At 55.9% G+C, this 25,138-nt stretch carries 24 protein-coding genes; 4 read left to right on the top strand and 20 right to left on the bottom strand.

Features of this window, described 5'->3' with window-relative positions:
- Window positions 1-39: 39 nt before the first annotated feature.
- The 9 genes from EC836_RS21580 to EC836_RS21540 all read right to left on the bottom strand — a co-directional run bounded on the left by EC836_RS21580 (window position 40) and on the right by EC836_RS21540 (window position 9,691).
- Window positions 40-1,224 (bottom strand): MFS transporter, encoded by a 1,185-nt coding sequence (locus tag EC836_RS21580; RefSeq protein ID WP_123336950.1) that lies wholly within the window; start codon window positions 1,222-1,224, stop codon window positions 40-42.
- A gap of 169 nt (window positions 1,225-1,393) precedes the next feature.
- Entirely contained in the window at window positions 1,394-2,389 is a 996-nt protein-coding gene (gene proX / locus EC836_RS21575; protein ID WP_123336948.1) for a glycine betaine/L-proline ABC transporter substrate-binding protein ProX, read from the bottom strand.
- 66 nt (window positions 2,390-2,455) lie between these two features.
- Window positions 2,456-3,685: a glycine betaine/L-proline ABC transporter permease ProW gene (gene proW / locus EC836_RS21570; protein WP_123336946.1), complete on the bottom strand. Its 1,230-nt coding sequence runs from the start codon at window positions 3,683-3,685 to the stop codon at window positions 2,456-2,458.
- Entirely contained in the window at window positions 3,682-4,878 is a 1,197-nt protein-coding gene (gene proV, locus EC836_RS21565; RefSeq protein ID WP_123336944.1) for a glycine betaine/L-proline ABC transporter ATP-binding protein ProV, read from the bottom strand. The genes proW and proV overlap by 4 nt, the downstream gene beginning before the upstream one ends.
- Before the next feature lie 391 nt (window positions 4,879-5,269).
- Window positions 5,270-6,229, bottom strand: coding sequence for a class 1b ribonucleoside-diphosphate reductase subunit beta (gene nrdF, locus EC836_RS21560; RefSeq protein ID WP_123336942.1), 960 nt, complete (start codon window positions 6,227-6,229; stop codon window positions 5,270-5,272).
- A 91-nt stretch (window positions 6,230-6,320) separates the two neighbouring features.
- A complete protein-coding gene (nrdE, locus tag EC836_RS21555; protein ID WP_255416858.1) occupies window positions 6,321-8,447 on the bottom strand; it encodes a class 1b ribonucleoside-diphosphate reductase subunit alpha in 2,127 nt (708 codons plus the stop codon).
- Window positions 8,444-8,854 carry a class Ib ribonucleoside-diphosphate reductase assembly flavoprotein NrdI gene (gene nrdI, locus EC836_RS21550; protein WP_105593142.1) on the bottom strand — a complete coding sequence of 137 codons (411 nt, stop codon included), beginning with the start codon at window positions 8,852-8,854 and terminating at the stop codon, window positions 8,444-8,446. Before nrdI ends, nrdE begins: the two co-directional genes overlap by 4 nt.
- Before the next feature lie 4 nt (window positions 8,855-8,858).
- Window positions 8,859-9,101: a glutaredoxin-like protein NrdH gene (gene nrdH, locus EC836_RS21545; protein ID WP_105593143.1), complete on the bottom strand. Its 243-nt coding sequence runs from the start codon at window positions 9,099-9,101 to the stop codon at window positions 8,859-8,861.
- Window positions 9,102-9,367: 266 nt separating this feature from the next.
- Window positions 9,368-9,691: a DUF883 family protein gene (locus EC836_RS21540; protein WP_123336938.1), complete on the bottom strand. Its 324-nt coding sequence runs from the start codon at window positions 9,689-9,691 to the stop codon at window positions 9,368-9,370.
- A gap of 149 nt (window positions 9,692-9,840) precedes the next feature.
- Here EC836_RS21540 and EC836_RS21535 point away from each other — a divergent pair, with 149 nt between their 5' ends.
- Window positions 9,841-10,176 (top strand): DUF2002 family protein, encoded by a 336-nt coding sequence (locus tag EC836_RS21535; RefSeq protein ID WP_123336936.1) that lies wholly within the window; start codon window positions 9,841-9,843, stop codon window positions 10,174-10,176.
- Window positions 10,177-10,257: 81 nt separating this feature from the next.
- Here EC836_RS21535 and EC836_RS21530 read toward each other — a convergent pair whose 3' ends face one another.
- The 9 genes from EC836_RS21530 to EC836_RS21490 form a co-directional block, all read right to left on the bottom strand.
- Window positions 10,258-11,124: a nucleoside-specific channel-forming protein Tsx gene (locus EC836_RS21530; protein WP_123336934.1), complete on the bottom strand. Its 867-nt coding sequence runs from the start codon at window positions 11,122-11,124 to the stop codon at window positions 10,258-10,260.
- Window positions 11,125-11,537: 413 nt separating this feature from the next.
- Window positions 11,538-12,695: a DUF4056 domain-containing protein gene (locus tag EC836_RS21525; RefSeq protein WP_233599388.1), complete on the bottom strand. Its 1,158-nt coding sequence runs from the start codon at window positions 12,693-12,695 to the stop codon at window positions 11,538-11,540.
- A complete protein-coding gene (locus EC836_RS21520; RefSeq protein WP_123336932.1) occupies window positions 12,692-13,828 on the bottom strand; it encodes a BamA/TamA family outer membrane protein in 1,137 nt (378 codons plus the stop codon). Before EC836_RS21520 ends, EC836_RS21525 begins: the two co-directional genes overlap by 4 nt.
- A gap of 2 nt (window positions 13,829-13,830) precedes the next feature.
- Window positions 13,831-14,880, bottom strand: coding sequence for a hypothetical protein (locus tag EC836_RS21515; RefSeq protein WP_123336930.1), 1,050 nt, complete (start codon window positions 14,878-14,880; stop codon window positions 13,831-13,833).
- A gap of 294 nt (window positions 14,881-15,174) precedes the next feature.
- On the bottom strand, window positions 15,175-15,741 hold the full coding sequence (locus EC836_RS21510; RefSeq protein ID WP_123336928.1) for an alpha/beta hydrolase: 567 nt from the start codon (window positions 15,739-15,741) through the stop codon (window positions 15,175-15,177).
- Between the two features lie 59 nt (window positions 15,742-15,800).
- Complete coding sequence (locus EC836_RS21505) at window positions 15,801-16,304, bottom strand: Lrp/AsnC family transcriptional regulator (RefSeq protein WP_123336926.1); 504 nt, start codon at window positions 16,302-16,304, stop codon at window positions 15,801-15,803.
- 7 nt (window positions 16,305-16,311) lie between these two features.
- Window positions 16,312-17,682 carry an aspartate aminotransferase family protein gene (locus tag EC836_RS21500; protein ID WP_123336924.1) on the bottom strand — a complete coding sequence of 457 codons (1,371 nt, stop codon included), beginning with the start codon at window positions 17,680-17,682 and terminating at the stop codon, window positions 16,312-16,314.
- Window positions 17,679-18,842, bottom strand: coding sequence for a phosphotransferase (locus tag EC836_RS21495; RefSeq protein ID WP_233599387.1), 1,164 nt, complete (start codon window positions 18,840-18,842; stop codon window positions 17,679-17,681). Before EC836_RS21495 ends, EC836_RS21500 begins: the two co-directional genes overlap by 4 nt.
- Complete coding sequence (locus tag EC836_RS21490; RefSeq protein WP_123336922.1) at window positions 18,781-19,446, bottom strand: haloacid dehalogenase type II; 666 nt, start codon at window positions 19,444-19,446, stop codon at window positions 18,781-18,783. The genes EC836_RS21495 and EC836_RS21490 overlap by 62 nt, the downstream gene beginning before the upstream one ends.
- A gap of 502 nt (window positions 19,447-19,948) precedes the next feature.
- On the opposite strand from EC836_RS21490, the gene EC836_RS21485 reads away from it, so the two are divergent.
- Entirely contained in the window at window positions 19,949-21,406 is a 1,458-nt protein-coding gene (locus EC836_RS21485) for a VasL domain-containing protein (RefSeq protein ID WP_255416857.1), read from the top strand.
- Window positions 21,407-21,496: 90 nt separating this feature from the next.
- On the opposite strand, the gene EC836_RS21480 is transcribed toward EC836_RS21485, so the two are convergent.
- Both EC836_RS21480 and EC836_RS21475 read right to left on the bottom strand, forming a co-directional pair.
- Entirely contained in the window at window positions 21,497-22,951 is a 1,455-nt protein-coding gene (locus EC836_RS21480; protein ID WP_123336920.1) for a UbiD family decarboxylase, read from the bottom strand.
- A 36-nt stretch (window positions 22,952-22,987) separates the two neighbouring features.
- Window positions 22,988-23,539, bottom strand: a complete 552-nt coding sequence (locus EC836_RS21475; protein ID WP_123336918.1) for a UbiX family flavin prenyltransferase — start codon at window positions 23,537-23,539, stop codon at window positions 22,988-22,990.
- 96 nt (window positions 23,540-23,635) lie between these two features.
- Between EC836_RS21475 and EC836_RS21470 the strand changes: the two genes are divergently transcribed.
- Window positions 23,636-24,097, top strand: a complete 462-nt coding sequence (locus EC836_RS21470) for a MarR family winged helix-turn-helix transcriptional regulator (RefSeq protein WP_123336915.1) — start codon at window positions 23,636-23,638, stop codon at window positions 24,095-24,097.
- A 5-nt stretch (window positions 24,098-24,102) separates the two neighbouring features.
- Window positions 24,103-25,131, top strand: a complete 1,029-nt coding sequence (locus EC836_RS21465; protein ID WP_123336914.1) for a GlxA family transcriptional regulator — start codon at window positions 24,103-24,105, stop codon at window positions 25,129-25,131.
- Window positions 25,132-25,138 lie beyond the last annotated feature (7 nt).

Genomic DNA, 25,138 nt, shown 5'->3' with positions numbered 1-25,138 from the left:
CGGTCGTACCTGAAAAAACTTCATTTTTAAATCGAAAAATCAGCCCGGGGCAGCCTCGTGCCTGGCATTTCGCCACCAGTTGAATAGATTAACGACGGTTAACAGAGCGCCGCAGGCGCAAACACCATACCAGCCCGCCATCTGATAGGCGGAGGCGGAAAGCAGAGAGCCCGCCGCCCCGCCGATAAAATAGCTGGTCATGTAACCTGAAGTGAGGCGATTACGCGCCTCGGGCATATGGCGATAGATCACGCTCTGGTTGGTGATATGCACGCCCTGTACCGCGAGGTCGAGCAGCAGAATCCCGATCACCAGCGCAATAAGTGAGTGAGCACCAACTGCCGTTATCCCCCACGACAGCAGCAGGAGCACCAGCCCCACGCTGGTGGTTAGTCGGGCTTTGCCTTTATCGGCCAGCGCTCCCGCCTGGCGCGCGGCCAGTGCGCCCGCAGCTCCCACCAGACCCAGCAGACCGATTTCGCCCTCAGAGTAGCCCCACTCGGGTGAAGAGAGCAGAAATGCCATCGAGGTCCACAGCACGCTGAAGTTGGCAAAAATCAGGCAGCCGGTAATCGCGCGGGTGCGTAATATAGGGTGCTGGGCAAACAGCGAGAAAATCGACCTCAGCAGCTGGCCGTAGTTCAGCGAAACCGATTGCTTATAGCGCGGCAGATAGCGCCACAGAGCCAGAGACATACAGACCATTAGTACGCTGGCGACCCAGTACACGGTGCGCCAGCCGCCCAGCTGTGCCAGCCCGCCCGCGACGGTGCGTGCCAACAGGATCCCCAGCAACAGCCCGCTCATCACCGTGCCGACAACCCGGCCCCGCTTTTCCGGCGCGGCCAGCGTGGCGGCCAGCGGCACGAGAATTTGTGCCACCACGGAAAACAGCCCGGTGAGTACCGTGCCCAGCAGCATCAGCGGCAGCGTTGGGGAGAGCGCGGTAATTACCATCCCACCCGCCGCCAGCAGGCTCATGGTCACAATTAATCCCCGGCGCTCCAGCATATCGCCCAGCGGCACCAGCAGCAGCAGTCCGGCGGCGTAGCCAAGCTGAGCGGTGGTGACAATAAAACCGGCCTGATGGAAGGAGAGATCGAATGCCTGGGCGATGGTCGCCAGCAGCGGCTGAACGTAATAATTACAGGCAACGGATAAACCGGTAGCGACAGACATCAGCGCAACCAGTGCGGGATTCAGTCCGGTATGGGGGGATTTCATGGCAGCCAAAACAGGAGTAAGAAATATCTCATAGGCTAATAGTAACCTAAAAAACTATTTCACTCACAGAATAATTAACAGGACAAACCAGTTTGCGCGGGGCCGGTCATCGTCGATGACCGGCCCTTGAACACGCGTTGCCGAAATGAGTTGAGCGGCTAATGCGTTTTTATTTTGCCGCGGCCAGCGCGTCCTTCACCCAGCCGTCAAACAGCGCCTGGTGCGCTTTGATCCAGCCATCAACGTGCGCGTTGATGTCCGCTTCCGAAGCCTGACCGCTGTGCATGCGTGAGTTCTGCGCATTGATATCCGCAATCGGCAGCTTCATTTCCGAGAACAGTTTCGCCGCGGCAGGGTTTTTCTCCGCCCAGGCTTTGTTGGCCACAATGTGCATGGTGTTCACCGGGAAGCCGTAGTTCGCGCCGTTTGGCAGCTTGGTGTCCACATCTTTCTGCTCGCCCGGCATGGAAGAGAACGGCACCTGCAGCCACACCACATCGCGTCCCGGCACCAGCACATCACTGACCCAGTAAGGTGTCCAGGTGTAATACAGGATCGGTTTACCCTCTTTAAAGCGGGTAATGGTGTCGGCGATCATCGCCGAATAGTTGCCCTGGTTGTGCTCAACGCTGTTGCTGAGATCGAAGGCCTTAATCTGATGGTTAATCACCGCCTCACAGCCCCAGCCTGGCGTACAGCCGGTCAGATCCGCTTTGCCGTCGCCGTTGGTATCAAACAGCTTCGCCAGCTTGGGATCTTTCAGCTGATCGATGCGGGTAATGTGATACTTCTCTGCGGTTTTCTTATCGATCAGATAGCCCTGCGCCGCGCCCTGAACATAGGTGCCTTCACGGTAGAATTTTGCGTCGCCGCCCGCGGCTTTATACATATCATCGTGCAGCGGCTGCCAGTTAACGGCGGTGAAGGTGGCATCGCCGGAAGCAATCGAGGTATAGCCAACGTTGTAATCTACTTCGCTGGTGCTATCGACGGTGTAGCCCAGTTTTTCCAGCGCGCGGCTAACCAGCTGCGTCTGGAAGGTCTCTTCACTGATGGTGCTCTGAACCGGCTTAACGGTGATGCCTTTACCCGGCAGATCGGCGGCGGAAACCTGAGCGGCGGCCAGCGTGGTTAACGCGGCGGCCAGCAGTGCGGTCTTGCGCATAGTAGCTCCTGGTTGTCATTAATTGTGTGGAGGTGAGCGGCGGCACGATTTCGCACCGCCGAAAGCTTATTTAATAAACGGACGGGTCAGCAGACCCAGTGGCCCGGTGGCGTACCAGCGACGGTTACCGCGGCTGCGAACGTCACGGCCCAGCGACTGGGTCAGACGGTCGAGGATAATCGCCAGAATCACGATGCCGACGCCGCCCACGGTAGCCAGACCCATATCGAGTCGGCCAATGCCGCGCAGAACCATCTGGCCCAGACCACCAACGGCAATCATTGACGCGATAACCACCATCGACAGGGCCAGCATCAGCGTCTGGTTCACCCCGGCCATAATGGTCGGCATCGCCAGCGGCAGCTGTACCTTGAACAGCATCTGGCGCGGACTGGCACCGAACGATTCCGACGCCTCGATCAGATCGGCGGGCACCTGCTTGATGCCGAGAATAGTCAGACGAACAATCGGCGGCAGAGCGAAGATAATCGTCACCACTACGCCCGGCACGTTACCGATACCAAACAGCATGACAATCGGCACCAGATAAACGAACGCGGGAGTGGTCTGCATGGCATCCAGCAGCGGGCGGATAATTTTTGCCGCTCGCTCGCTGCGCGCCAGCCAGATGCCTAAAGGCAATCCGATGACGATACAGAACAGCAGGGCGGTCAGCACCAGCGCCAGGGTGACCATCGCCTGCGACCAGGCACCGATGGCACCGATGGCGACCAGCGAGACCAGCGTGGCGATCCCCATTCCCAGCCCTGACATCTGCCAGGCAATAAGCGCAAACAGCACGATAGCTACCGGCGCGGGCATTCCGGTCAGCAGCTGCTGAAAGCCGCTGAGAATATAGTCCACCGGCAGGCGGATCCCCTGGAACAGCGGACGGAAATGAGAGACCACCCAGTCGATCCCGGAAGTCACCCAGCTGTCCAGCGGGATCAGCGTTTTGTGAAACGGGTCGAGAATATTGAAGTGTTCCACCTGCGGGGCCGGAGCGCTGTTCAGCCAGTCGCTGCCGCCGCTGGCCGCTGCGTGACCGCCGTCGGGTGTACCCCAGGCGTCACCGCCGGTGGTGGCTCCGCCGTCAGTCGGGGCTGAAGCCGCGCCGCCATCGGCGGGTGCCGATGCGCTGCTGCCCCAGGGATCGCTACTGGCGGAGGCTGCGCCGCCGTCAGACGGTGTTGTCGCGGTGTTGGAAGATGCACCACCGTCGGCGGGTGCTGCTGTCTGGCCGCCGTCAGCGGCGCTGGTGGAGGTATCCCACGGATTGCTGGTTTGTTTGCTCATGGTTGGCCTCCATCACGATCTAATGCCTGCAGTAACATGCCTTTGGAAATAATACCGATGTATTGACCCTGTTCGCCGGTAACGGGAACCGCGCAGGGAGCCTGCGCCACATGGGACAGCAGATCGCTCAACGACGTATCGCCCGGCACGGGGGCAGGATTTTCCAGAAGCGCATGATTCAGCCCCTCTCCGGCGGCCAGTGCCGCTTTCAGGGAATCGGTGGAAACCACGCCGACGAATTTTTCTTTCGCCAGCACGTAGCCGTATTCGCGGTCGTTGTCCTGCAGCAGCTTTATCGCCGAGCGTGGGCCAAAGCCCGGAGCCTGACGAATCAGTGCTGCGGCGCTGCGGCGGGCAATATCCTTCGCGCTGAATACCTGGCTGATATCTACGCCGCGGAAGAAGGTGCGGACATAGTCATTGGCCGGGTTATTGAGGATTTCATCCGGTGTACCCACCTGCACCACTTCACCGCCTTGCATAATCGCAATACGGTCGCCAATACGCATGGCTTCATCCAGATCGTGAGAGATAAATACAATGGTCCGCTGATGCCGCGATTGCAGTTTTACCAGCTCATCCTGCATTTCGGTACGGATCAGAGGATCGAGTGCGGAGAAGGCTTCATCCATCAATAATATATCCGGATTAATCGCCAGTGCGCGGGCTAATCCCACACGCTGACGCATGCCGCCGGAAAGTTCGTCAGGATAAGAATGGGCATAATTTTCAAGACCAACCTGGCGCAGCGCTTCCAGCGCTTTTTCCTGTCGTTCCTGTAGCGGCGTTCCCGCTAATTCCATACCGAAGGCGGTATTATTTAATACCGTCATATGCGGCATCAATGCGAATGACTGGAATACCATGCTGATCTTATTTCTGCGTACCTGGCGTAATTCACTGTCAGATATTTTGGCAATATCTTCACCGTCAATAATCACCTGGCCACGGGTGGGTTCAATCAGACGATTGAGAAGGCGAACCATGGTGGACTTACCGGAACCGGAGAGCCCCATGATGACGAAGATCTCGCCTTCTTCAATGGCCAGACTGGCGTCCTTAACGCCAAGAGACAGTCCTGTTTTTTCCAGTATCGCCTCTTTGCTGAGCCCTTTATCAATATACTTAAATGCCCGCTCGGGGTGTTCCCCAAATACTTTATATAAATTCTTAACTTCTAATTTAATTGCCATGCATTAATGAATTCCTGGTTGATTAATTTTCTTATAGAGGTTCTTCTTTCAGTTTAGTTATTAGCGATATATACCGTAGCACACTGAGACTGAGAGGCAACCCTTGCGGCGGCATTTGAAAATGCCAGGAGAGATGCCAGTGTTACAGAATGTCAGTGCTGGTAAGGGATTGCGCGGCATTGAGCATGGGTGAAAAAAAACAATATTTATCTAAGAAATATCCCTGTGTTGCGGAAATATGAACCCTCATAGGGCAAATATAAGGATAATCAGGCAGGGCTGAGAGCCGATTATTGGAAGCAAAAAATCAGCCGATTGGCTGATTTTAATTACTAATTTCGTGGGGGACTATTATAAGCGGGGGCCCTGCAAGGATCCCCCGATGAAGCGATTAAAAATCCCAGTCTTCGTCTTCGGTATCGACCGCTTTACCCATCACGTAGGATGAACCGGAACCGGAGAAGAAGTCATGGTTTTCATCGGCGTTCGGTGACAGCGCGGAAAGGATCGCCGGGTTCACGTCGGTCATTTCAGCCGGGAACAGCGCCTCATAGCCCAGGTTCATCAGCGCCTTGTTGGCATTGTAGTGCAGGAATTTTTTCACATCTTCCTGCCAGCCCACGCCCTGGTAAAGCGCATCGGTATACTCGACTTCGTTCTCATACAGCTCCAGCAGCAGCCCAACGGCGAACTGCTGCAGATCTTCTTTACGCTCGGCGCTCTGAGTTTCCAGCGCTTTCTGGTACTTATAGCCGATGTAATAACCGTGTACCGCTTCATCTTTAATAATCAGGCGGATAAGGTCGGCGGTGTTGGTCAGCTTGCCGCGGCTGGACCAGTACATCGGCAGATAAAAACCGGAGTAAAACAGGAATGATTCCAGGAACACGCTGGCAATTTTCTTTTTCAGCGGGTCGTTTTCATAATAGTGCTGCAGGATGATGTCGGCCTTGCGCTGCAGCGGCTCGTTCTCTTCGCTCCAGGCGTAGGCGGCATCCACATCGCTGGTGTGGCACAGCGTTGAGAAGATCGAGCTGTATGAGCGGGCATGCACCGCTTCCATAAAGCTGATGTTCGACATCACCGCTTCTTCATGCGGCGTCAGCGCGTCGGCCATCAGCGCCGGTGCGCCCAGGGTGTTCTGAATGGTATCCAGCAGCGTCAGGCCGGTGAATACGCGGATCGTCAGCTGCTGTTCATCGGCATTGAGCCCGTTCCACGCCGGAATATCGTTCGACAACGGAACCTTTTCCGGCAGCCAGAAGTTGCTGGTCAGGCGGTTCCACACTTCCAAATCCTTTTCGTCTTCGATTTTATTCCAGTTAATAGCGTGAACTTTCTTCAGTTTCATAATGATATCTTGAGTTCCGATTCCGGCACCGGCCGGTCGCGAATAAAAAGTAGACGGGCCGGAAGCATCCGGCCCGAGGTTCAATGTGCTGTTACAGCGAGCAGGAAACGCAGCCTTCGACTTCGGTTCCCTGCAGCGCCATCTGACGCAGACGGATGTAGTAAAGCGTCTTGATGCCTTTCTTCCACGCGTAAATCTGCGCTTTGTTGATATCGCGAGTTGTCGCGGTATCGCGGAAGAACAGGGTCAGCGACAGGCCCTGATCGACATGGCGCGTCGCTTCGGCGTAGGTATCGATAATCGCTTCCGGGCCAATGTCGTACGCATCGCGGTAGTAGTCCTGATTATCGTTATTCATAAACGGTGCAGGATAGTATACGCGCCCGGTTTTACCCTCTTTACGGATCTCAATCCGCGACACGATGGGGTGAATACTGGATGTCGCATGGTTGATATACGAGATCGAACCGGTTGGTGGGATTGCCTGCAGGTTCTGGTTATACAGGCCGTCCTTCATCACCGCTGCTTTCAGCGTCTGCCACTGCTCGCGGGTCGGGATTTCTATTCCGGCATCGGCAAACAGTTCGGCGACGCGTGCGGTGCGCGGCAGCCAGCTTTGTTCGACGTACTGGTTGAAATACTCACCGCTGGCATAGCGTGAATCGCTAAAGCCGCTGAAGGTGGTACCGCGCTCGCGCGCCAGCAGGTTCGAGGTGCGCAGTGCGTGATAGGTGACGGTATAGAAGTAGATGTTGGTGAAATCCAGCCCTTCTTCACTGCCGTACTGAATGCGTTCACGCGCCAGATAGCCGTGCAGGTTCATCTGTCCCAGGCCGATAGCGTGCGACAGCGCGTTACCCTGCTCGACGGAAGGCACGGAATTAATGTGGCTCTGATCGGAAACTGCCGTCAGGCCGCGCACGGCAATTTCAATCGTACGCGCAAAATCTTCCGAATCCATCGCATGGGCAATATTCAACGAGCCAAGGTTACAGGAGATGTCTTTGCCGATGCGGCGATAGCTGAGGTCGTCGTTGTACTCGGTTGGCGTATTGACCTGCAGGATCTCCGAGCACAGGTTGCTCATGTTAATCCGCCCGTGGATCGGGTTGGCGCGGTTAACCGTATCTTCAAACATGATGTACGGATAGCCCGACTCAAACTGGATTTCCGCCAGCGTCTGGAAGAATTCGCGCGGATTGATAAACGTACGGCGGATGCGCTCGTCGGCCAGCATCTCGTCATACTTGTCGCTGATGCTGATATCGGCAAACGGCAGACCGTAAATACGCTCCACGTCATACGGGGAGAACAGCGCCATTGGCTGATTGTCTTTCGCCAGCTGGAAGGTCACATCCGGGATCACTACGCCGAGCGACAGCGTCTTGATACGGATTTTTTCATCGGCGTTTTCGCGCTTGGTATCCAGGAAGCGCAGAATATCCGGGTGGTGTGCGTTGAGATAAACGGCACCGGCACCCTGACGAGCGCCCAGCTGATTGGCGTAGGAGAAGGCATCTTCCAGCATCTTCATCACCGGGATCACGCCGGAGGACTGGTTTTCGATGCGCTTGATCGGCGCGCCGGATTCACGCAGGTTCGAAAGCAGGAACGCCACGCCGCCGCCGCGCTTGGAAAGCTGCAGCGCCGAGTTTACCGCGCGACCAATCGACTCCATATTGTCTTCAATACGCAGCAGGAAGCAGGAGACCAGCTCGCCGCGCTGTTGTTTGCCGCAGTTCAGGAAGGTTGGCGTGGCGGGCTGGAAGCGCCCGGCGAGAATTTCATCGCTCAGCGACAGTGCCAGCGCCTGGTCACCCTGCGCCAGGGTCAGCGCCACCATGCAAACGCGCTCGGTGAAGCCCTCAAGGTAGCGTTTACCGTCGAAGGTTTTCAGCGTGTAGCTGGTGTAGAACTTCCAGGCACCCAGGAAGGTCTGGAAGCGGAAGCGGCGCGAATAGGCCTGCTCGAACAGCGCGCAGACGAAGTCGAACGGGTAGGCGTTCAGCACGTCGGCTTCGTAGTAGCCTTCAGCGACCAGATACTGCAAACGCTCGGCTACCGAGGAGAACTGCACGCTATTGGGAATCACGTGCTGAATAAAATACTGACGCGTGGCTTCGCGATCTTTTTCGAACTGAATGTTGCCTTCGGCATCATACAGATTCAGCATCGCATTGAGCGCGTGATAATCAGGGGCGGCCGCTGCGGCCTCTATGAGGGTGCTGTCTGTCGCTGCCAAAATTCGGTTACTCCCTTGTAAACGTTAGCGATATCGTCGGCGGTGCCCATCAGCTCAAAGCGATAGAGGTACGGCACCTGACATTTACGCGCAATAATGTCGCCAGCGAGGCAGTAGGCCTCACCGAAATTACGGTTTCCAGCGGCAATCACGCCGCGGATAAGCTGACGATTATTGGTATCATTAAGAAATTGAATCACCTGCTTAGGCACCGCGCCATGACTGGTGCCGCCGCCGTAGCTGGGCACTATCAATATATAAGGCTGGTCTACCTGCAGGCGCTGAGCGCTGTCTAGCGGAATGCGTCGCGCCGGCAGGTTTAAGCGGGTGATGAAGCGATGGGTATTTTCCGACTGGCTGGAAAAATAGACCAGCGTAGTCATCGCCTTAACCCCGTACGGCTGCCAGATGGCTCAGGGCCTGAATCTTATCCGGGCGGAAGCCGCTCCAGTGATCCTGTTCGGCCATGACGACCGGGACCTGACGATATCCAAGAGATTTCAGTGTTTCTACGTGAGCAGGTTCGCTATCAAGGTTAATCAGCTGATAGTCGATCCCTTTCTTATCCATCGCATTTTTTGTCGCGTTGCACTGGACACAATTATTTTTAGTGTAAATAATAATGCGCATGATTCGTATTCACCTTGCGGGCTGGTTAACTGAGTATCTGGCGCGGTAATTACTGCCCGACTCGCGCCGCCACTGCCACACCATGTTGCGTGGTCTTGATGAAGTGAATACTAGATATAGTGGCTCCAAAAAGCAACCACACAAGATATAGGAAAAGCGTATTTATTTAGTCACCCCGCTCACAAGCCTTGTGCCACAAGGTTTTGTGCCAATAAAAAAAATGCCCGCACTGTGAAGGCGAGCATTTGTTCAAAAAATAAACGGTACTAACGGCGGGTTGTGCTAGTGGTGATTAATGCGCCGATGAGTATACCGAGAGCGGTACCGATGCCTACGCCGTGCCAGGGCTTATCACGTACGTAAGTGCGCACCTGAGCGCCAGCATCCCTTGCCGCCTGAGTCACCCGATTGTGGCCCTGCAGTTTGGCACGGGTCTCTTTTAGCAGCGTTTCTGCACGATTTTTGGCACCTTCCACATCATCCTTCGCTTTACTGCCGTAGGATTTCAGCAAGTCATCCAGTGTATCTGCCAGCAGTGAGACATCCTCGCTCAGGTCAATATCGTTATTTTTCGCTGTCCGGTTGAACATTTTTGCTCCCTGGTTTTGAAATGTACTATTAAGTATAGGACAGGCTTAAAAACCGTAACGTTGAAAACCTGCGTTTTGGATTATTCCGAAAGCACTGACTATGTGGCCTGATGTAAGGTTGCGGGGTTTGCAGACACAGAGGAAAAAGCATGTATTTACGACCTGATGAGGTAGCTCGCGTACTGGAAAAGGCGGGATTTGAGATGGATACGGTTACCGCTAAAAGCTACGGTTACAGTCGGGGTGAAGACTACGTCTATGTTAATCGTGAGGCGCGATTGGGTCGTACGGCGCTGGTGATCCATCCGACACTGAAAGAGAGGAGCCAGGCCATTGCGGTACCGGCTTCAGATATTAAAACCTGTGAACACTATGTCCGCTTCCCGATGTATCTGGTTGGGGATTCGAACGATCATTATGGCATTCCTTACGGCTTTAGCTCGCGCGCCGCGCTGGAACGCTATCTGGAACGTATGTTTGACTGATTTTACCGCCGGATGCTGTTGCCGCGCGCAAAAAAAATGCGCCCGCAGGCGCATTCAGAATTCAGCAGGTAACGATCACAATCAGAAGTTGTAACCTACAACCAGATAGTAGCCAAAGCCGTTAGATTTGACGTGGAACGGACCGTTGCCGAAGTTCAGCTCGGTGCCATCGTTCCACTGGCCGCCGTTGTGGAAGTAACGCGCCACGAACGAGTAATGCCAGTGATCGTAACCCAGTGACAGGATATGGCTGGATGCGATGGAGTTGCTGGTACGCGCAGGGGCGGAATTGTCGCCCAGATCGGAACCCCAGTCGAAGTTGGTGAAGCCGATATAGCTCAGGTTACCGCCCCACAGGCTGGTCAGCGGGACAAAGTATTTCACCTTGAAGCGATAGCCATCCCACTCGTTTTCGTTAGCGGCACCGTAGTTCGCCCACTGATATTTCGCGTAGACGTTCAGTGACAGGCCAACGTCCGAATGCGTATCGATGTCGGTACCCAGACCCATATACCAGGTGTTCTGGCGGTTAGCGCGGTTGTCGCCCATATCGTAGATATAGTTGTTCGCGAAATACCACTCTTTGAATGGACCAAAGCCCAGGTTCACGCCGGTAAGCTTATCGATTGAGAAGCGCGGCTCAATTTCCATAAAGAACGGGGAACCGTTATCCCAGGCGCCTTTATCGTTGCCGTTGCCCACGCCGAAGAATTTAGGCACATCGATGTAGCCGTAGAAATCAAACCAGTCTTTTTTCGCGAAGGCTTCATATTCCAGGTAAACATCGTTGTTCAGCTGCGGTCCGAAGCGGGTGTGGTAGCTTCCGACAACGTTGACGCTCTGGTGCCACCAGTCGGAAACGTATTCAGGGCTGCCCGACTCTGCGAAAGAGACGTTGGTATAAGACAACGCTGCCAGCGCGCCAGCCATCATAATTTTATATTTCATTATATTACCACATGCTCAGAGACCATCCTCAGCAGCCAGCGCGAGGGTCAGGTTGGGTTATTAAAGGCACACAATCGGGCGCTGATATCGTTGACGAAAGCACCCGTCAGTTATGTTGCGGCAGTGTGCCGCTATCGGGTTCTAAGGAAATAGAGATTGCTCACACTTGTCAAATTCTGTTTCATTTCAAATCAGTTAAAGTGTGATGAATATCACATTAATAGTCATTCAGTAAGGGAACTTTCCGTTTTTACCGATTGTGCTGTTTAAGTCAGCAGCTAAACGTTTGCCTGCCACTGGCTCAAGAAAAAGAGAGCGGGGCTGAAGAAAAAGGCCGGCTTTACGGAATGAAGGATGGTGAGGAAAGATAACTTTTTGTTATGGTTCATCGGATTGGGGAGAGGAGATTTTGCTCAGTTGCAGCGATAGCGTAAGCCCGCCAGATGCTGTAGATCGGCACGCTTAGCCTGCTGCGCCAACGCGGGGAAATCGGCAAAAACGTAGCGCGAAGCCGGAACGGGCAGGCTGGCCATAGCGTGCCCGGGTAAAATTTCCAGGCGGCCGAAATGGGCCAGCGCCACGCCCTGAAAACGCTCGGGCAGCGTCAGCCGCAGCGCTGAAACCCCTTCCGGCGGACGCGAAGGCCAGCGCCGCTCGCTGACGTCGTAATTGCGGTAGCGGAGCAGGAACTTATCCGGCAGGCGGCAGCCGCTGTTCCACCACAGACGATCGAGCATATCAAAGTGGAAGCGCGTCCCGTCCGGGGATTCTGCCTGCAGCTGGGCCAGTGCCTGTGGGATCGCCTCACTCATCGCCTGCTGATAGTGCGGCAGGGTGGCAACACGCCCGGCGTTGATTAAGTCGATTGCCACGCGGGTACCGAGCAGATTGGAGTAGAGATCCTCCGGCGAAAAGGCCGAAACGCCTTCGGAAAAACCGGGTACCGATTCAAATCCATACCACTGCGCCACCTCATGCCAGGCGGCAAGTTCAAAGGCCAGATGCGCGGCCAGATAAACCGCCAGCCGATAGCGGTCGGTAGCGCTGGCGGGTGGCGTATAGGAGAACAGGCGTATCTCACGCTGGCCCAGTTCATCGTCAAGCTTTAGCGTGGTTGCCTGGCCCATTCGCGACCAGATATGGCTGAACAGCCACAGGGTGTTATCGGCGCTGTCGCGCAGGTGTGCCAGATCGATAAAACCGCCCCGACGGGTATAAACCAGACCGTTATGCTCGCTGTTCAGTCCAATCAGCGTACTGAGCGTATCCAGAAAAAGCGGGTTGAAGTGGTGCTGCCCGGTTTGCGCCGGGGCCACCACATTATCCAGCTGATACCACGGGACCGGCATGCCGAACAGCTTAGCCTTCAGGTTATAGCCGAAGGCACAGCAGGGGCGCAGGCCGTTTGGCTGCGGCAGGGGACGAGGCACCGGCCATACCTGCGGTGACTGGCCAGCCGGGAGGGTGAGATCGGCCAGAGCGGGGCTGGCAGCGTTAAAGTGTTGAGCCTGGCAGTTTACGAGGAGAAGCGCGGGTAACAGCAGCAGCAGGCGACACAGCCAAAATCTCAAAACGCCTCCCCGACCTGGAAGTAAAAGCCGGAGCTATGCTGACCAAGGCCGTAATCCATGCGGATATTCATGTTCTTCTTAAATTCGAAGCGATATCCGGCGCCAACCGACGGCAGCCAGTGCCCGTCAAGAATTTCACTCGGCCTGTCCGACATATTTCCGGCGCCCACCCATGCCACCACGCCGTGACGCCAGCTGAGCTTCTTGCGCCACTCCAGCTGGCTGGTCAGCATATTGCGGTCACGGTATCGTCCTTCGTAGTAGCCGCGCAGGTGGTGGCTGTCACCCAGCAGCGATTGCATGGTCCACGGAACCTGCCCGTTGGTAAAGCGGCTGTAGACTTCCCAGGCCACGAGGCTGGTATCGTTAACGGCATGGTAATAATCATACTGCGCATCAAAAGCATCGAAGCGATTATTGCTGGCAAACGCTGAGGTATACCGCGTCCAGGAAAGATTCAGTACCTGTCCTCGCGACGGATTTGCGACAAAATCGCGCGAATCGTAGCTGAATAACGCGCTGGCACCCGAGCTGAAGATATGGCGTGGCTCATTCTGCTGGTAAAAACTGCCGCTGGCTTTGTGCTGTAAGGATGAGGCTCCCTCATAGGAGAAGGACCAGCCTAATCCGGCATAGGTATGGTCCGCCAACTGGTAGAGTATTCGCGGCACGCCGCTGAATTTAGCTGAGTCGTAGGACTGTTTGCCGCGCTGCCCCCGCCCGGCGCGAAAACCCTCGCCCCAGTAGTGCAGCGGACGCCGGCTGAGATCGCCGGACAGATAAAAGCGCCAGCGATCGTCAGCCATAAACGTGTAGTTTTCGTAGCCGACGCCGAATGCTCCGGTTGAACTGGCAAACCCGGTGAAAGAGAGCGAGGAGAGCGGCGTATGACGCTGATGCTCATCCGGTCGATAAAGCCCGACCGCCGCCACGCCGACCCCGACGCCAAGCTCAGGCGTATAGAAAGGGCCGGGAACCACTCCCCAGTCAATCGTTTTACGCGTATCGGCTTTGCCGTCCGCACCTAATTTATTCAGAAAGCGATCGATAGCGTTACGGCTGGTAATAACGGTGGCCTGGCTCATCATCGAGACGGTCAGCAGGCCACAGAGAAAGGAGATATTTAACCGCATGTTTAGAAGCGAAACTCTCCACCGACCATAAAACTGTTACGGTTGGAAAAACCCACTTCGGAGGTGACGTTAAAGTTGCGGGTCAGCTCATACTGGCCGCCGACCAGGATATTCCACGGTGATTTCAGGTGCTGCTTCACCCGGAAACGCCCCTGCTTATCCGCGTTAACAAAGTCCACCAGGCTGCTGAGCTCGCCGGGCATATGCAGATCGCTGATATTGCCTTTGAAATCCTGATCGACATCCTGATACATCGTGCCGACCCACAGGCTGGCATGGGATACCGGGATTGAGAATCGCTCTACGCCGGGAACGGTAAAACGATAGCCGACGCGCGGGGTGAAGGTATATGCGGAGATACTCCCGTCCAGCACATCAAAGTGGGTGACGGTATAGTTGAAATCCAGGGTGCTGAACCAGTCGTGATAGCCGTAGGCCAGCGTGGTGCCGCCGCCCCAGGTTGTTCCTTTAAACTTCAGCGTAAAATCCAGGTCTTTGAGCTCTGATGGACACTCTCCCCCTGTAACACAGGCGCTGACGCTGGAAACGGAACGTCCTTTAGTATGCCCGACAATGCCGTAGACGTTCATAAACGGAAATAACCAGGTATCCAGCCTTGCCGTATCGGTTTTGCTTTTCTCCCGGGTGTGGCCGACGAGGATATTAAACATATTATCGACGGGAATGGGATCCATCCCGGGGAACAGGCTCGGAATTTTCAGATTGGAGAAATTGATACTCTTCACGTTAATATTCTGATGGATATCCATATGGGTGTAGCCAATACCATAAGGATCCGGTAGATCGTAGCCGCGCTGACGAATTTCTTTCCCAAAGAAGGGCAGAGGGCCGGTTGTTTCACCGAAGAGATCCGGTGCGCGCTCTTTAGCTGCAAGTGTGGCAGCCGAGGGATCGAGCGGATCGCTGTGGTAATCGTATGAAGCTGCTTCCTTTTCCGCAATCGGGACTGCGGCCTGCACCGCGACCGCGGGCACTGAGCACAATAAAACACCGCAAAGCGTATACGCTTCCCTGCAGTCAATCTTTCTCATCATTCCATTCCGTTTTAGGGTATTCCGTAAAGAAATGTATGATAGTTGATTAATACGTGTTTTATTAAACCAGAAAATGCGGCTAATTATAATGTTATGATTTTATTTTAAAATAAAAATGCATGATTTTTATTTTTTGGTTTTATAATCATAAATGATTAGTCCTAATCTTAATTAATGCGGGAGATGATGTTGCGGAATGTTTTTGAATAATACATTTGAATATATTTAGCCGATTCATTTAATGCTGTCGGGATAAACCAGCCAGCCGCCATCCCGACAATGTGATTGGCTTTAAGGCGTAACGTACCGACGCAGCAGTTGCAGGGCCAGCGGCAGTTCGGTGATCCCGTTGCGGCTAAGGAAGTGTCCGTGATCCGGCAGGGCATAGAACGGCGCATTCAGCTGCTGACTAAAACGCAGCGACAGCGCGGGCGGCACGATGTCGTCGTTAAGTGAAGCAATCACCGCGCGATGCGGCACCTGCTGCACAATACGGTCGGCATCAAATGGCAGGGACATAAAGGTATCCAGCTCCGGCAGTGGCGGGACATTCTCGCTAAAACCGGCCACCATAATCACCCCTGCGGCATTTTGCCCAGCGGGCTGCTGGTTCAGATAACGCAGAGCGGTGATGCAGCCGAGGCTGTGGCCAACGAACCAGGTCTGGCCGTCCACCTCGCCAACGCATTCGGCCAGCGCGGACTGCCAGGCCTTATCGTCGGGGTGCTGCGAATCCGGTAGTGCCGGAACGGTGACCGCAATCCCAAGCGCTTCGGCCTCACTCTTCAGCCAGTCAAACCAGTGATGGTGTGGTCCGGCCGTGTAGCCGTGAACGATAAACAAGCGAGGTGATGCCATGGCTTTCTGCTCCTGTGCGGTGAAATCGTGCTACAGCATAGCGAGAAAACGTGCCGATCTCACTTCCAACTCGACTGACCTTTGGCAATCACCAGCAGAGGTTCCGCCCGCTGCTGCCAGGGCTGGCGCAGGACAATGCGGTTGGCGAATTTATCAATACCGATTTCATCTTCTAAAAGACGATCCATTAAATCCTGAAACAGAGAGACGTTAGGGGCGATGATTTTCAGCAGATAATCGTAGCCGCCGCTAACGTTGTAACATTCCACGATTTCCCGATACTTGCTCGCGCCCATCTCAAACTTACGGAAGTCGGCGGGGTAGTGGCTGCTGAGCGTGATTTCTGAGAATACCACGACGTTGCTGCCCAGCCTGTCCAGCGCAATTTTAGCGCTGTAGCCCACAATAACCCCGCTCTGTTCCAGCCGTTTGGTGCGCGTTAAACACGGGCTGGGACTGAGGCTTATCGCCTCAGCCAGTTCCAGGTTTGAACAGCGTCCCTCGCGCTGAAGATGCTCGAGTATTCTGAGGTCTGCGAGGTCCAGGGATTTTGAATTTGACATAGCCAAACTATACCACAGGATTTAACTGCCCGGCGCGCGCGACAGCCGCTTCCGTGAGCGCCCGATCGAGCGCGTCGATGACCATGGCCGCCTGTTCTTCGCTCAGGATCAGCGGCGGGCGGATTTTCAGTACGTTGTGGCCTTTTGCACAGGCGCTCAACAGGATCCCCTTCTGGCGCATCCGGTTCACGACCTGGCTGGTCAGCCAGCGATCCGCAGTCCTCGACGAACGGTCGGATACCAGCTCCACGCCGACGAACAGACCGGCACCGCGTACGTCGCCAATCGCCTCGTGTCGCGCCTGCAGCTCGATAATGCCATCAAGCAGCAGCTTGCCCACTTTCGCAGCGTGGGCGATCAGTCCTTCCCGTTCGATGGTTTGCAACACCGCTAACGCCGCCGCGCAGGAGACGGTATTACCCGCGAACGTATTGAAGTATCGGGAGCGCTGACCAAACTCTTCCAGCACATCGGCGGTTGCCAGCAGGCCTGCAATCGGTTGGCCGTTGCCCATCGGCTTGCCCAGGGTAACAATATCCGGAATCACTCCGTGACGCTGGAAGCCCCACATAAATTCGCCGGTCCGGCCGAATCCTGGCTGCACCTCGTCGGCTATAAACAGGCCCCCGGCGCGTTTAATTGCCTCGACCGCCCCTTTCAGGAAACCGGCGGGGCCGGGCAGGATGCCGTCACTGGTGAACAGTGAATCAACAATTAGCATCGCGGGCTTGATGCCGTGGCGTTGCAGATCGGCGATGGCGGCTTCAACATCCTGCGTAAAGCGTGCGTTCAGATCGTCACCGTCGGCATGATAGTGGCAGGGTGCGGACACCAGACGCACGTGCGGCCCCAAATCGACCGACGTACCGAGCGACGGCGAGAACTGTGAAACCGCATCGGTGATGCCGTGATAGGCCGTTTCGGTGACGATAATCCCGGTGCCGGCGGTACGCATCTTAGCAATACGGTATGCGAGGTCGTTTGCCTCGCTGCCCGTGCAGGTGAGCATCAGGTGAGCCAGCGAGGTTTCCGGCACGGTGGCCAGTAAACGTTCTGCCAGCTCCAGAATCGTGTCGTGCAGGTAGCGGGTATTCGTCGCCAGCGTCTGGACCTGCCTGCAAATCGCCTCGCTTACCGTCGGATGGCAGTGCCCCAGCGAGGTGACGTTATTGTAAACGTCCAGATAGCGGCGGCCATCGGCATCAATCAGCCAGGCGCCCTCACCACGCACAATATGTAGAGGATGCTCATACATCAGGCGGTAGGCGGGGCCCAGCAGCGCATCGCGGCGCTGGATCATTTCAGCGGTCAACGCGCCGACGTCGGCACGGCCGGGTATATACGCGTTCACCATATTCAGGTCTGTGGTGCTTTTCATGGATGTCTCCCGTTGCAAATTTCAGCCAGCAGCCTGTCGCGCGCGTCGTTGCGGGAGAGGTCTGCCATTTGTGACAGCGCTTCCCAGGCGGCGGGATTATGGCGCAGAATGTAGTCGCGATTGTGGGGGTAGCGGACAGCGCGCCACTCCGAAATCAGCGCGGTAATAAGATGGCGGGTTGCCATCAGATCGGTCACGATTTCCTGTTCGGCAGCGGTAAGCGCCAGCGTGCGGTGATAGGCCGCAACAAACTCGGCCGGTCCCTCAAACGGATCGGCGCAGCCCGCCATATGGAAAGCCGCGGCGGTAGCCACTTCGCCGACCAGCGGCGCGTAGAGCAGGTCGCCGAAGTCAATGATTCCGGTAATGCGATCCTGTTCCTCCGGGGCGACCAGCACGTTGTAAAGGTGAAAATCGTTGTGTATCACCTGGGCCCTGAGTGCGGGCAGATAAGGCAGAACGTGCTGCTGAAAGCGCGCCATAAATTTCCCGGCCAGCCTGCTGCGCTCGGGATCGATAACGCTTTCCAGCTGTTCGGTCAGGCGATGCGCGGCCGAGACGTTCCACAGCAGATCGTGGCTGGCGGCAGGGTGTGAGAATCCCTGTAAGGCCAGATCGAGCCGGGCCAGGCAGGTTGCCATGGTGCGGCGCTGTGCGGAGGTCCGTATCGTTTCCTTAATCTGCACCCCGTCCAGATAGCTCAGCATGCGCACCAGGGTAGTTGAGCCGTCCTGCCACGTCACGTTTTCACAGGATTTTCCAGACAGCGTCGGCACGACGCGCGGGATGGGCAGCGCCGGTGAGGACTCTGCTACGTAATTCAGTGCGGCAATCTGGAAATCAACCACCGGCGCAGATTCAGACTGATTGCTGATCTTAAAGACAAATCGCTGCCCGTCCGCTTGTTCAATACAGCAGTTCTGATCGCGCTCGGCGGCCAGTAACCGCACCGTTCCTTCAATGCCATACAGGCCAGCGACTCGCGACTGGATCTCTGAAAGAGAGACGGCGGGCGCTGCGGTGTTTAATGCCGCAGCCTCGGTCGAGTGTTCCTTCAGCATCATGTTCCTCTCTTCATCATGCGGACCCCGGTAAGGATCAAAGGCCCAGCAGGCCGGGAAGCTGACGGAAGTCGTTGATCCGACTGACGTCGTAGCCATCAACGCTGGGCTCATGGCCGCGATCGATAAACGCCTTCGCCATGAAGCCGAGGTCGCAGGCCGTCATCAGGTCATAGCGGAAGCTGGACGAGCAGTGCATCATCTCTTCGGGCCCGCAGCCCAGCCGGTCAAACATGTATTCGAAGATCTGCGCGCGCGGCTTATAGGCACGCGCTTCTTCGGCGGTGTAAACGGCGTGGAAGGGCGCTTTGAGGTGGGCGATACTGTGCGGGATTAGATCGACCATCGAATTCGACAGGATCACCAGCGGAATGTGGTGGGCAACCCGCTCCAGCGTTTCGACCACGTGGGGATGGGGTTGCCAGGTCTTCACCGCGTTATACAGCGCCAGTGCGTCGGAGGAGCGATACTCAACGTTATGTGCCCGGCACGCCCGCTGAATCGCATTTTCCACCACCTGCAGAAACGGCTTCCAGTCGCCCAGCACTTCATCGAGACGATAAAAGCGGAAGCTGTCGAGAAAGGCCGGCATCTGCGTTGCCGCTACGCGATCGGTAAAAAGCCCTTTAGCCGTCGGCCCCATTTCAAAATTGATAAGCGTGCCGTAGCAATCAAAGCTGATAAATTTTGGCTTAAAAATCATCGCATTAACTCTCATTTGTGTTCGATTTAAAAAGTATATCGCCCCGTCCGAACACAAAAATTCATAAATGCGTATAAATCGGGCAAGATATTCTCCATTCTTCGCCACTCTCAGCATTTTTGATTTTTGTTATTCTGTGGGCGGCGTGCAGGGGGGATAAATGTGCGCTAACTGAAAATCATGCGGGTCATATTCAGGTATCAGTGCAAAGATGTTTTGAATTAAGCCGGGAATAACTGGAAAGGGAAGCGGTACTGAAACGTTAAAGTTTAAATCTCTGGCAAGAGGGAGACGGCTTATATAAACGCATGTAGTGTTTTATTTCCTAACGGAATACCATTTCCGTAATTATCACTAATGGCGTTAGAAAAGTGTTCCTCCAAGTTAAGACTATTTTTCGTATGGCAGCAAATGCGAGCATTGCTATATTATTGGTGGTAAATTACGCCATTAGTCGACCGAGCAATTCCCCCTTCTCTGTATAATTGATGGAACAATACTGGTGAAAAAGGACAAACATCTCAGAACCGGCGGTGACCCGCGTGCATTAGCGGATTATATTGCACTGCGTGAAGAATTAATGAAATTGTCTCATCCCGCCCGCCCGGATGTTGACTGGAAATATGCGGAATCCCTGTGCCTGAAGCTGTTTGAAAATAATGGCGTTGAGCTACAGACCGCCGCCTGGTATCTGTTGGCGCGCACGCATATTGCCGGGCTGGCAGGCATTAATGAAGGCCTGGCGCTGATTAATGCGCTGAGCACTTATCAGTGGTCGGTGATGTGGCCCGGTAGCACGCACAGCAGAATGGAGATTATCGCTGCCATGAATCAGCGGCTGCAGAATGCCTTTCGTACGCTGCCGCTGGCGGATCGCGATGACCTTACGTTGCTGTACCAGACCAAAAAAAACCTGGCTGCACTGATTGAACTATTAACGCGACATGAATTGAAACAGGCCAGCCGGCTGGATGTATTACAGCAGCAGGTCGGGCAGGCAATTACCCGCCTTGAGAATGCTCCACATGCTGAGCTTGCCGAATCGGAGGTGATACTTCCCCCGCAGGCCATTGCCTCAGAGCCAGCGGAAACGCTGTCCGAATCTGGCCCGCGTATTTATGTTGTCCATCCCGATCCTTCAGAAGCTGTTGCGCAGTCCCCGGGATCGTTGCGGCGGCAGGCAGAGGTGCGAGCAACCGTATTTAACTCCGCAGGATCCGCCGACTCAGGCTTTCCTCCCGCAGGCAGTCTTCCTGCTGTTCACCTGTCAGGACGCAGTGCGCGGCGCGCGTTTGTCGCCGGAATGGGCTGTGCGCTGCTGGTGGGCGGGGTGCTGCTATGGGGCTGGCACAGCGTTAACCGGCCTTCTGCGGCACGTCAGCAGCTGGCCGCTTCATTAACGCCGCTACCTGAAAGGCTGTCGGAACCGCAGCTGAGCGATCTTCGGCAGTCCGACCCCGATGCGGATATCTTCACGGACAAGATGCAGGAACAGCTTAAGTGGCTGATGTCGCTATCGCCGGGCTGGCCGGAGCAGTATGGCCGGGAGTTAATTGCTCAGGCCGTGGCGCTGTGGCCGGGCAATCCGAATGTGATGCAGATGCAGCAGGCCTGGCAGCAGCAGATGGAAAACAATGCGCTGCCGCTGGCGGCGATGAACAACTGGCACGAGGGCATGGACAAGCTGCAGCAGCTGGCCGAGCGGCTGAACGGGCTTGATGAAAAGCGCGGTAAATATATGACCGTCAGCCAGCTGAAATCGGAGGTGTTTACCATCACTCAGGCCTTTAACCGCACGCCTCCCGCCGAGGAGTTACTGCGCCAGTATGAAGCGGCTTCACCGGATTTACAGCGCAGGCAGGCTGAAATGGCACTCGATCGGCTGCAAAAAAGATTTGTGTTACTGAGCGGAAAAAGTCTTCCGGAGAGGCAAAACCAGCCCGCCGCAACAGATAATTAATCGGCAGTCATTGGCGTGATCACGCTGAAATCATTAACAAGCCCGCTCCCGGCGAATCATGCCGGGAGCGGGCTTCATCCGCGTCAAAACTTACCAGTTATCCAGAATGCGCTGGCGTACTTCTTCCGGATAGCCCTGTTCGAACGAGGCGTGCAGATGACGGGTGGTTTGCAGCGTATCGAACACCACCTTGGCACCTTTCCCCGCAACGTACTCCTCTTCCTCGTAGCACTGCGGCAGGCGGATCACGCGCTGATCCTCAAACACCACGCGGCGGCCTACCGGATGCACGCGGGTGGAGAGCACCCACACCACCTCGCGGAGATTGGTCGGGTCGAAGTCATCATCAACCACGTAAACCTTCGGAATAAACACCATCGCGCTGGTTTTAAACAGCACTTCGCCGATGCGCTGTGACAGTGCTTCGCTGGACATACCCGGCAGCAGCTCACGCCAGTTTTCCGGCATGACAATCAGCAGCCAGTGAACCGTTGAGTCTTCCGGGATCCAGGCCGCTTTCACCGGCAGCCCGGCTTCTCTCAGATAAGTCAGCGCATCGGCCGCCAGCCCCATCGCCCACAGCGTGTGCGATTCATCGGTCGGACGCCCGGTGATCGACATCGGCCAGATCGGATCGTCGCGATAGGTAATGGTTTCAACATGGAAGGTAGGCTGGGCGGAAGAGCCGGAGCCAAGGTAGCCGCCGTACTCGCCGTACGGGCCTTCCTGGCAGTCGCGGGTAATCGACACGTGTCCTTCGATCACAATCTCGGCGGTGGCCGGGACATCAAGATCGATGCTGACCGCTTTCACCACTTCAACCGGCGCACCGGCCAGCGTCCCGATATAATCCGCTTCGTCGGCGTGTGCCGGGATCGGAATACCGGACACGCAGGAGATCGCCGGGGCAGGGCCCTGGACCAGCGCGTAAGGCATCGGCTCACCGATCTTCACCCACTCCGCCCAAATTTGGCCGATATGCTGGCTTGGTACGATCAGCCCAACCATTCTTTTACCATCAACCTTCATCACGCGGGCGATGGCCCAGTTCACCCATTTGCCGTCCGGGGTTTTCACAATCAGCGTGCCCCAGGTATTGGCGTAGCGGCCGCCGTCTTTATCGTGGGCAAACGGAATGGGGAAGCGGTCGAGAGTGGCGTCTTCACCGCGCAGGATATTCTGCTGGCAGGGCGCGGCGGCCGATTCCACGCGCACCGGCGGAATGCCCGGTTTATGGCGAGCGGCGGACAGCGCCTCAACGATTTCCAGACCGGTAGATTCTGGCGCGAGGCCCAGCGACATCGCCACGCGAGCGTAAGGCATATCGCGACGTGAAGAGAGCGATGCCGGTGCGCCGAACAGGCGGAAGCCGGATTCTACGCCCGAGACATGATGGAACAGCGGAGCAGGAGACTGGATCTCGTAGCTGCGACGGGTTATCGCGCTTGGCTCAAAATCGCAGTCAACCTCACGGGTTACGTGCATGATGTCGCCCATGGCATCCAGCGCATCGATAAAACTTCTTAAATCGTTGTAATACTTCAACCGGCTCTCCTGATTGGTAGCGGAAGGTGGCGGGCGTTAGCCCCAGCGTTTAGTCAGATCGTTATCAATACCGAACTGATCGAGAATGCGGGAGACAAAATGGTTGATAATGTCATCAATGCTGGCCGGATTGTTATAGAAGGCGGGCATGGGCGGCAGCATCATGGCGCCGGCACGCGACAGCGCCAGCATATTTTCCAGATGAATGACATTCAGCGGTGATTCGCGTGGCACCAGTACCAGTTTTCGCTGCTCTTTCAGCGTAACATCGGCGGCGCGGGCAATCAGGCCATCGCCGTAGCCACCGCGAATGGCGGCCAGAGTTTTCATGCTGCAGGGCACCACCACCATGCCGTCAGCACGGAAGGATCCGCTGGAAATCGCGGCGGCCTGGTCGTGTTCACTGTAAGTCCTGGAGGCGAGAGCGATAACGTCCTGTACACTGTAGGGCGTTTCCAGTTGGATCGTGGCGCGGGCCCACTTCGAGATCACCAGGTGCGTTTCTACGCCCAGATCTTTGAGTGCGGCAAGCAGGCGAATACCAATCGCCGCGCCCGTCGCACCGGTCATGCCGACAACTAGCTTCATGCGGTTCCCTTTTGATCAATTTTTGGGATATAGTTTGAGTATAAACAGTTTGAGTTCGAACTATATGTTTATCGTTTTAAGGAGTCAAGACAGTCCATGTCACAAAATCCTGACTTAATTGTTGCCGCTCCCCTGTGGCCACACGGCGACAGCTCGCTGATGCACCTGATGCGCCGCGCCGGGCAGCATTCCACCACCTGCTGGGCACAGTGTATTGATACCGGTTTATCCGCCGTGCAGTACGCCATTCTGGTGGTGCTGGCGGAGGAAACCTGCTGCGATCAGCAAACGCTGGGAAATCGCGCCGGATTTGATAAAGCGACAGGCACTTATGTCATTGACCGGATGACGAAAAGCGGGCTGGTGAACGTGGTGGTCGATCCTGATAACCGTCGCCGTAAGCTGGTTTCGATGACCGAAGACGGTGAAGATATGCTGGAGAGGATGGTGGAACAGGCGAAAAGCGCTGAAAAAACCATCGCTTCCGGCCTGAATGAGCAGGATATTCGCGATCTGAAACGCCTGCTAAGCAAGCTGGGCGGATTACAGGAGCCCTGAAACTCATGCAGCAACAGTTAGCGCCTGAACAAAACGGTGAATCGAAGCCCGATCTGACCATCGGCTTTCTGCTGATGAAACAGTTCACCCTGGCTTCGGTGGCGGGGCTGGTGGAATCGCTGCGTTTCGCGGCGGATGAGTCGTTCTCCAGCCGCCAGATTTTTTGCCGCTGGGAATGGATGACCTGCGATGACCACCCGATCACGGCCAGCTGTGGCCTGCCCGTTTCACCCACTGCGGCGCTGGATTTCTCCCGCAACTGGGATTACTTCGTGGTGGCGGGTGGGCTGCTGGAGGAAACTCGCCAGCCGCCGCAGTGGCTGCTGCAGGCTCTGCGAGAGATCCATGCGCGCAATATTCCGATCATCACCCTGTGCAGCGGAGCCTTTGTGGCGGGCAATGCCGGCCTGCTGGACGGGCGCCAGTGTGCGATCCACTTCACCACCCGCGATGAATTCCGTCTGCGCTTCCCGAAAGCCATTCCGGTGATCGACAAAACCTATATCAAAGACGGTGGGATTATCTCCTGCCCGGGCGGAACGGCCATCGATCTGGCGGCGGATCTGATCCGCCAGCACTGCGGGCTGGTGCGATCGCAGAAGGTGCTGAAGTACCTGCTGGTGGACGACACCGCGGTGCCCGCCAGCCGGGCGAAGCAGAAAGAGAATCAGAACCCGCCGGATGTGTATGAAAACGACGTAGTCAACAAGGTGATCGAGCTGATGAAGCACCATCTTGACTCGCCGGTTCCGCTGGCGGAAGTGGCCGCCTTTGCCGGAGTCACGTTCCGCCAGCTGAATCTGATCTTTACCAAGTGCACCAGCTATTCGGCGGCGGTGTACTGGCGGCGGATGCGGCTGGAACAGGCGCGCAAGCTGATGGCCGACTCCAGCAACAGCATTAATGCCATTGCTGCCGCCACCGGCTTCGCCGATGCTTCGCATCTTATCGCCTGGTTCCGCAAGCAGTATGGTGAAACGCCCAGCTCTTACAGGAAGCGCCGTCGGGAAGTGGAAAAGCTGATTAAACCGTGAAAGCAGG

This window comes from Erwinia sp. JUb26 (assembly GCF_003751505.1).
Classification (GTDB): Bacteria; Pseudomonadota; Gammaproteobacteria; order Enterobacterales; family Enterobacteriaceae; genus Erwinia.
This window is presented reverse-complemented; position numbering and strand designations above follow the sequence as displayed.

Coding starts and splice junctions, on each gene's coding strand:
- EC836_RS21580 (WP_123336950.1), bottom strand. CDS start 1,224: ATGAAATCCCCCCATACCGGACTGAATCCCGCACTGGTTGCGCTGATG.
- proX (WP_123336948.1), bottom strand. CDS start 2,389: ATGCGCAAGACCGCACTGCTGGCCGCCGCGTTAACCACGCTGGCCGCC.
- proW (WP_123336946.1), bottom strand. CDS start 3,685: ATGAGCAAACAAACCAGCAATCCGTGGGATACCTCCACCAGCGCCGCT.
- proV (WP_123336944.1), bottom strand. CDS start 4,878: ATGGCAATTAAATTAGAAGTTAAGAATTTATATAAAGTATTTGGGGAA.
- nrdF (WP_123336942.1), bottom strand. CDS start 6,229: ATGAAACTGAAGAAAGTTCACGCTATTAACTGGAATAAAATCGAAGAC.
- nrdI (WP_105593142.1), bottom strand. CDS start 8,854: ATGACTACGCTGGTCTATTTTTCCAGCCAGTCGGAAAATACCCATCGC.
- nrdH (WP_105593143.1), bottom strand. CDS start 9,101: ATGCGCATTATTATTTACACTAAAAATAATTGTGTCCAGTGCAACGCG.
- EC836_RS21540 (WP_123336938.1), bottom strand. CDS start 9,691: ATGTTCAACCGGACAGCGAAAAATAACGATATTGACCTGAGCGAGGAT.
- EC836_RS21535 (WP_123336936.1), top strand. CDS start 9,841: ATGTATTTACGACCTGATGAGGTAGCTCGCGTACTGGAAAAGGCGGGA.
- EC836_RS21530 (WP_123336934.1), bottom strand. CDS start 11,124: ATGAAATATAAAATTATGATGGCTGGCGCGCTGGCAGCGTTGTCTTAT.
- EC836_RS21520 (WP_123336932.1), bottom strand. CDS start 13,828: ATGCGGTTAAATATCTCCTTTCTCTGTGGCCTGCTGACCGTCTCGATG.
- EC836_RS21515 (WP_123336930.1), bottom strand. CDS start 14,880: ATGAGAAAGATTGACTGCAGGGAAGCGTATACGCTTTGCGGTGTTTTA.
- EC836_RS21510 (WP_123336928.1), bottom strand. CDS start 15,741: ATGGCATCACCTCGCTTGTTTATCGTTCACGGCTACACGGCCGGACCA.
- EC836_RS21505 (WP_123336926.1), bottom strand. CDS start 16,304: ATGTCAAATTCAAAATCCCTGGACCTCGCAGACCTCAGAATACTCGAG.
- EC836_RS21500 (WP_123336924.1), bottom strand. CDS start 17,682: ATGAAAAGCACCACAGACCTGAATATGGTGAACGCGTATATACCCGGC.
- EC836_RS21495 (WP_233599387.1), bottom strand. CDS start 18,842: ATGGCTACGACGTCAGTCGGATCAACGACTTCCGTCAGCTTCCCGGCC.
- EC836_RS21490 (WP_123336922.1), bottom strand. CDS start 19,446: ATGATTTTTAAGCCAAAATTTATCAGCTTTGATTGCTACGGCACGCTT.
- EC836_RS21475 (WP_123336918.1), bottom strand. CDS start 23,539: ATGAAGCTAGTTGTCGGCATGACCGGTGCGACGGGCGCGGCGATTGGT.
- EC836_RS21470 (WP_123336915.1), top strand. CDS start 23,636: ATGTCACAAAATCCTGACTTAATTGTTGCCGCTCCCCTGTGGCCACAC.
- EC836_RS21465 (WP_123336914.1), top strand. CDS start 24,103: ATGCAGCAACAGTTAGCGCCTGAACAAAACGGTGAATCGAAGCCCGAT.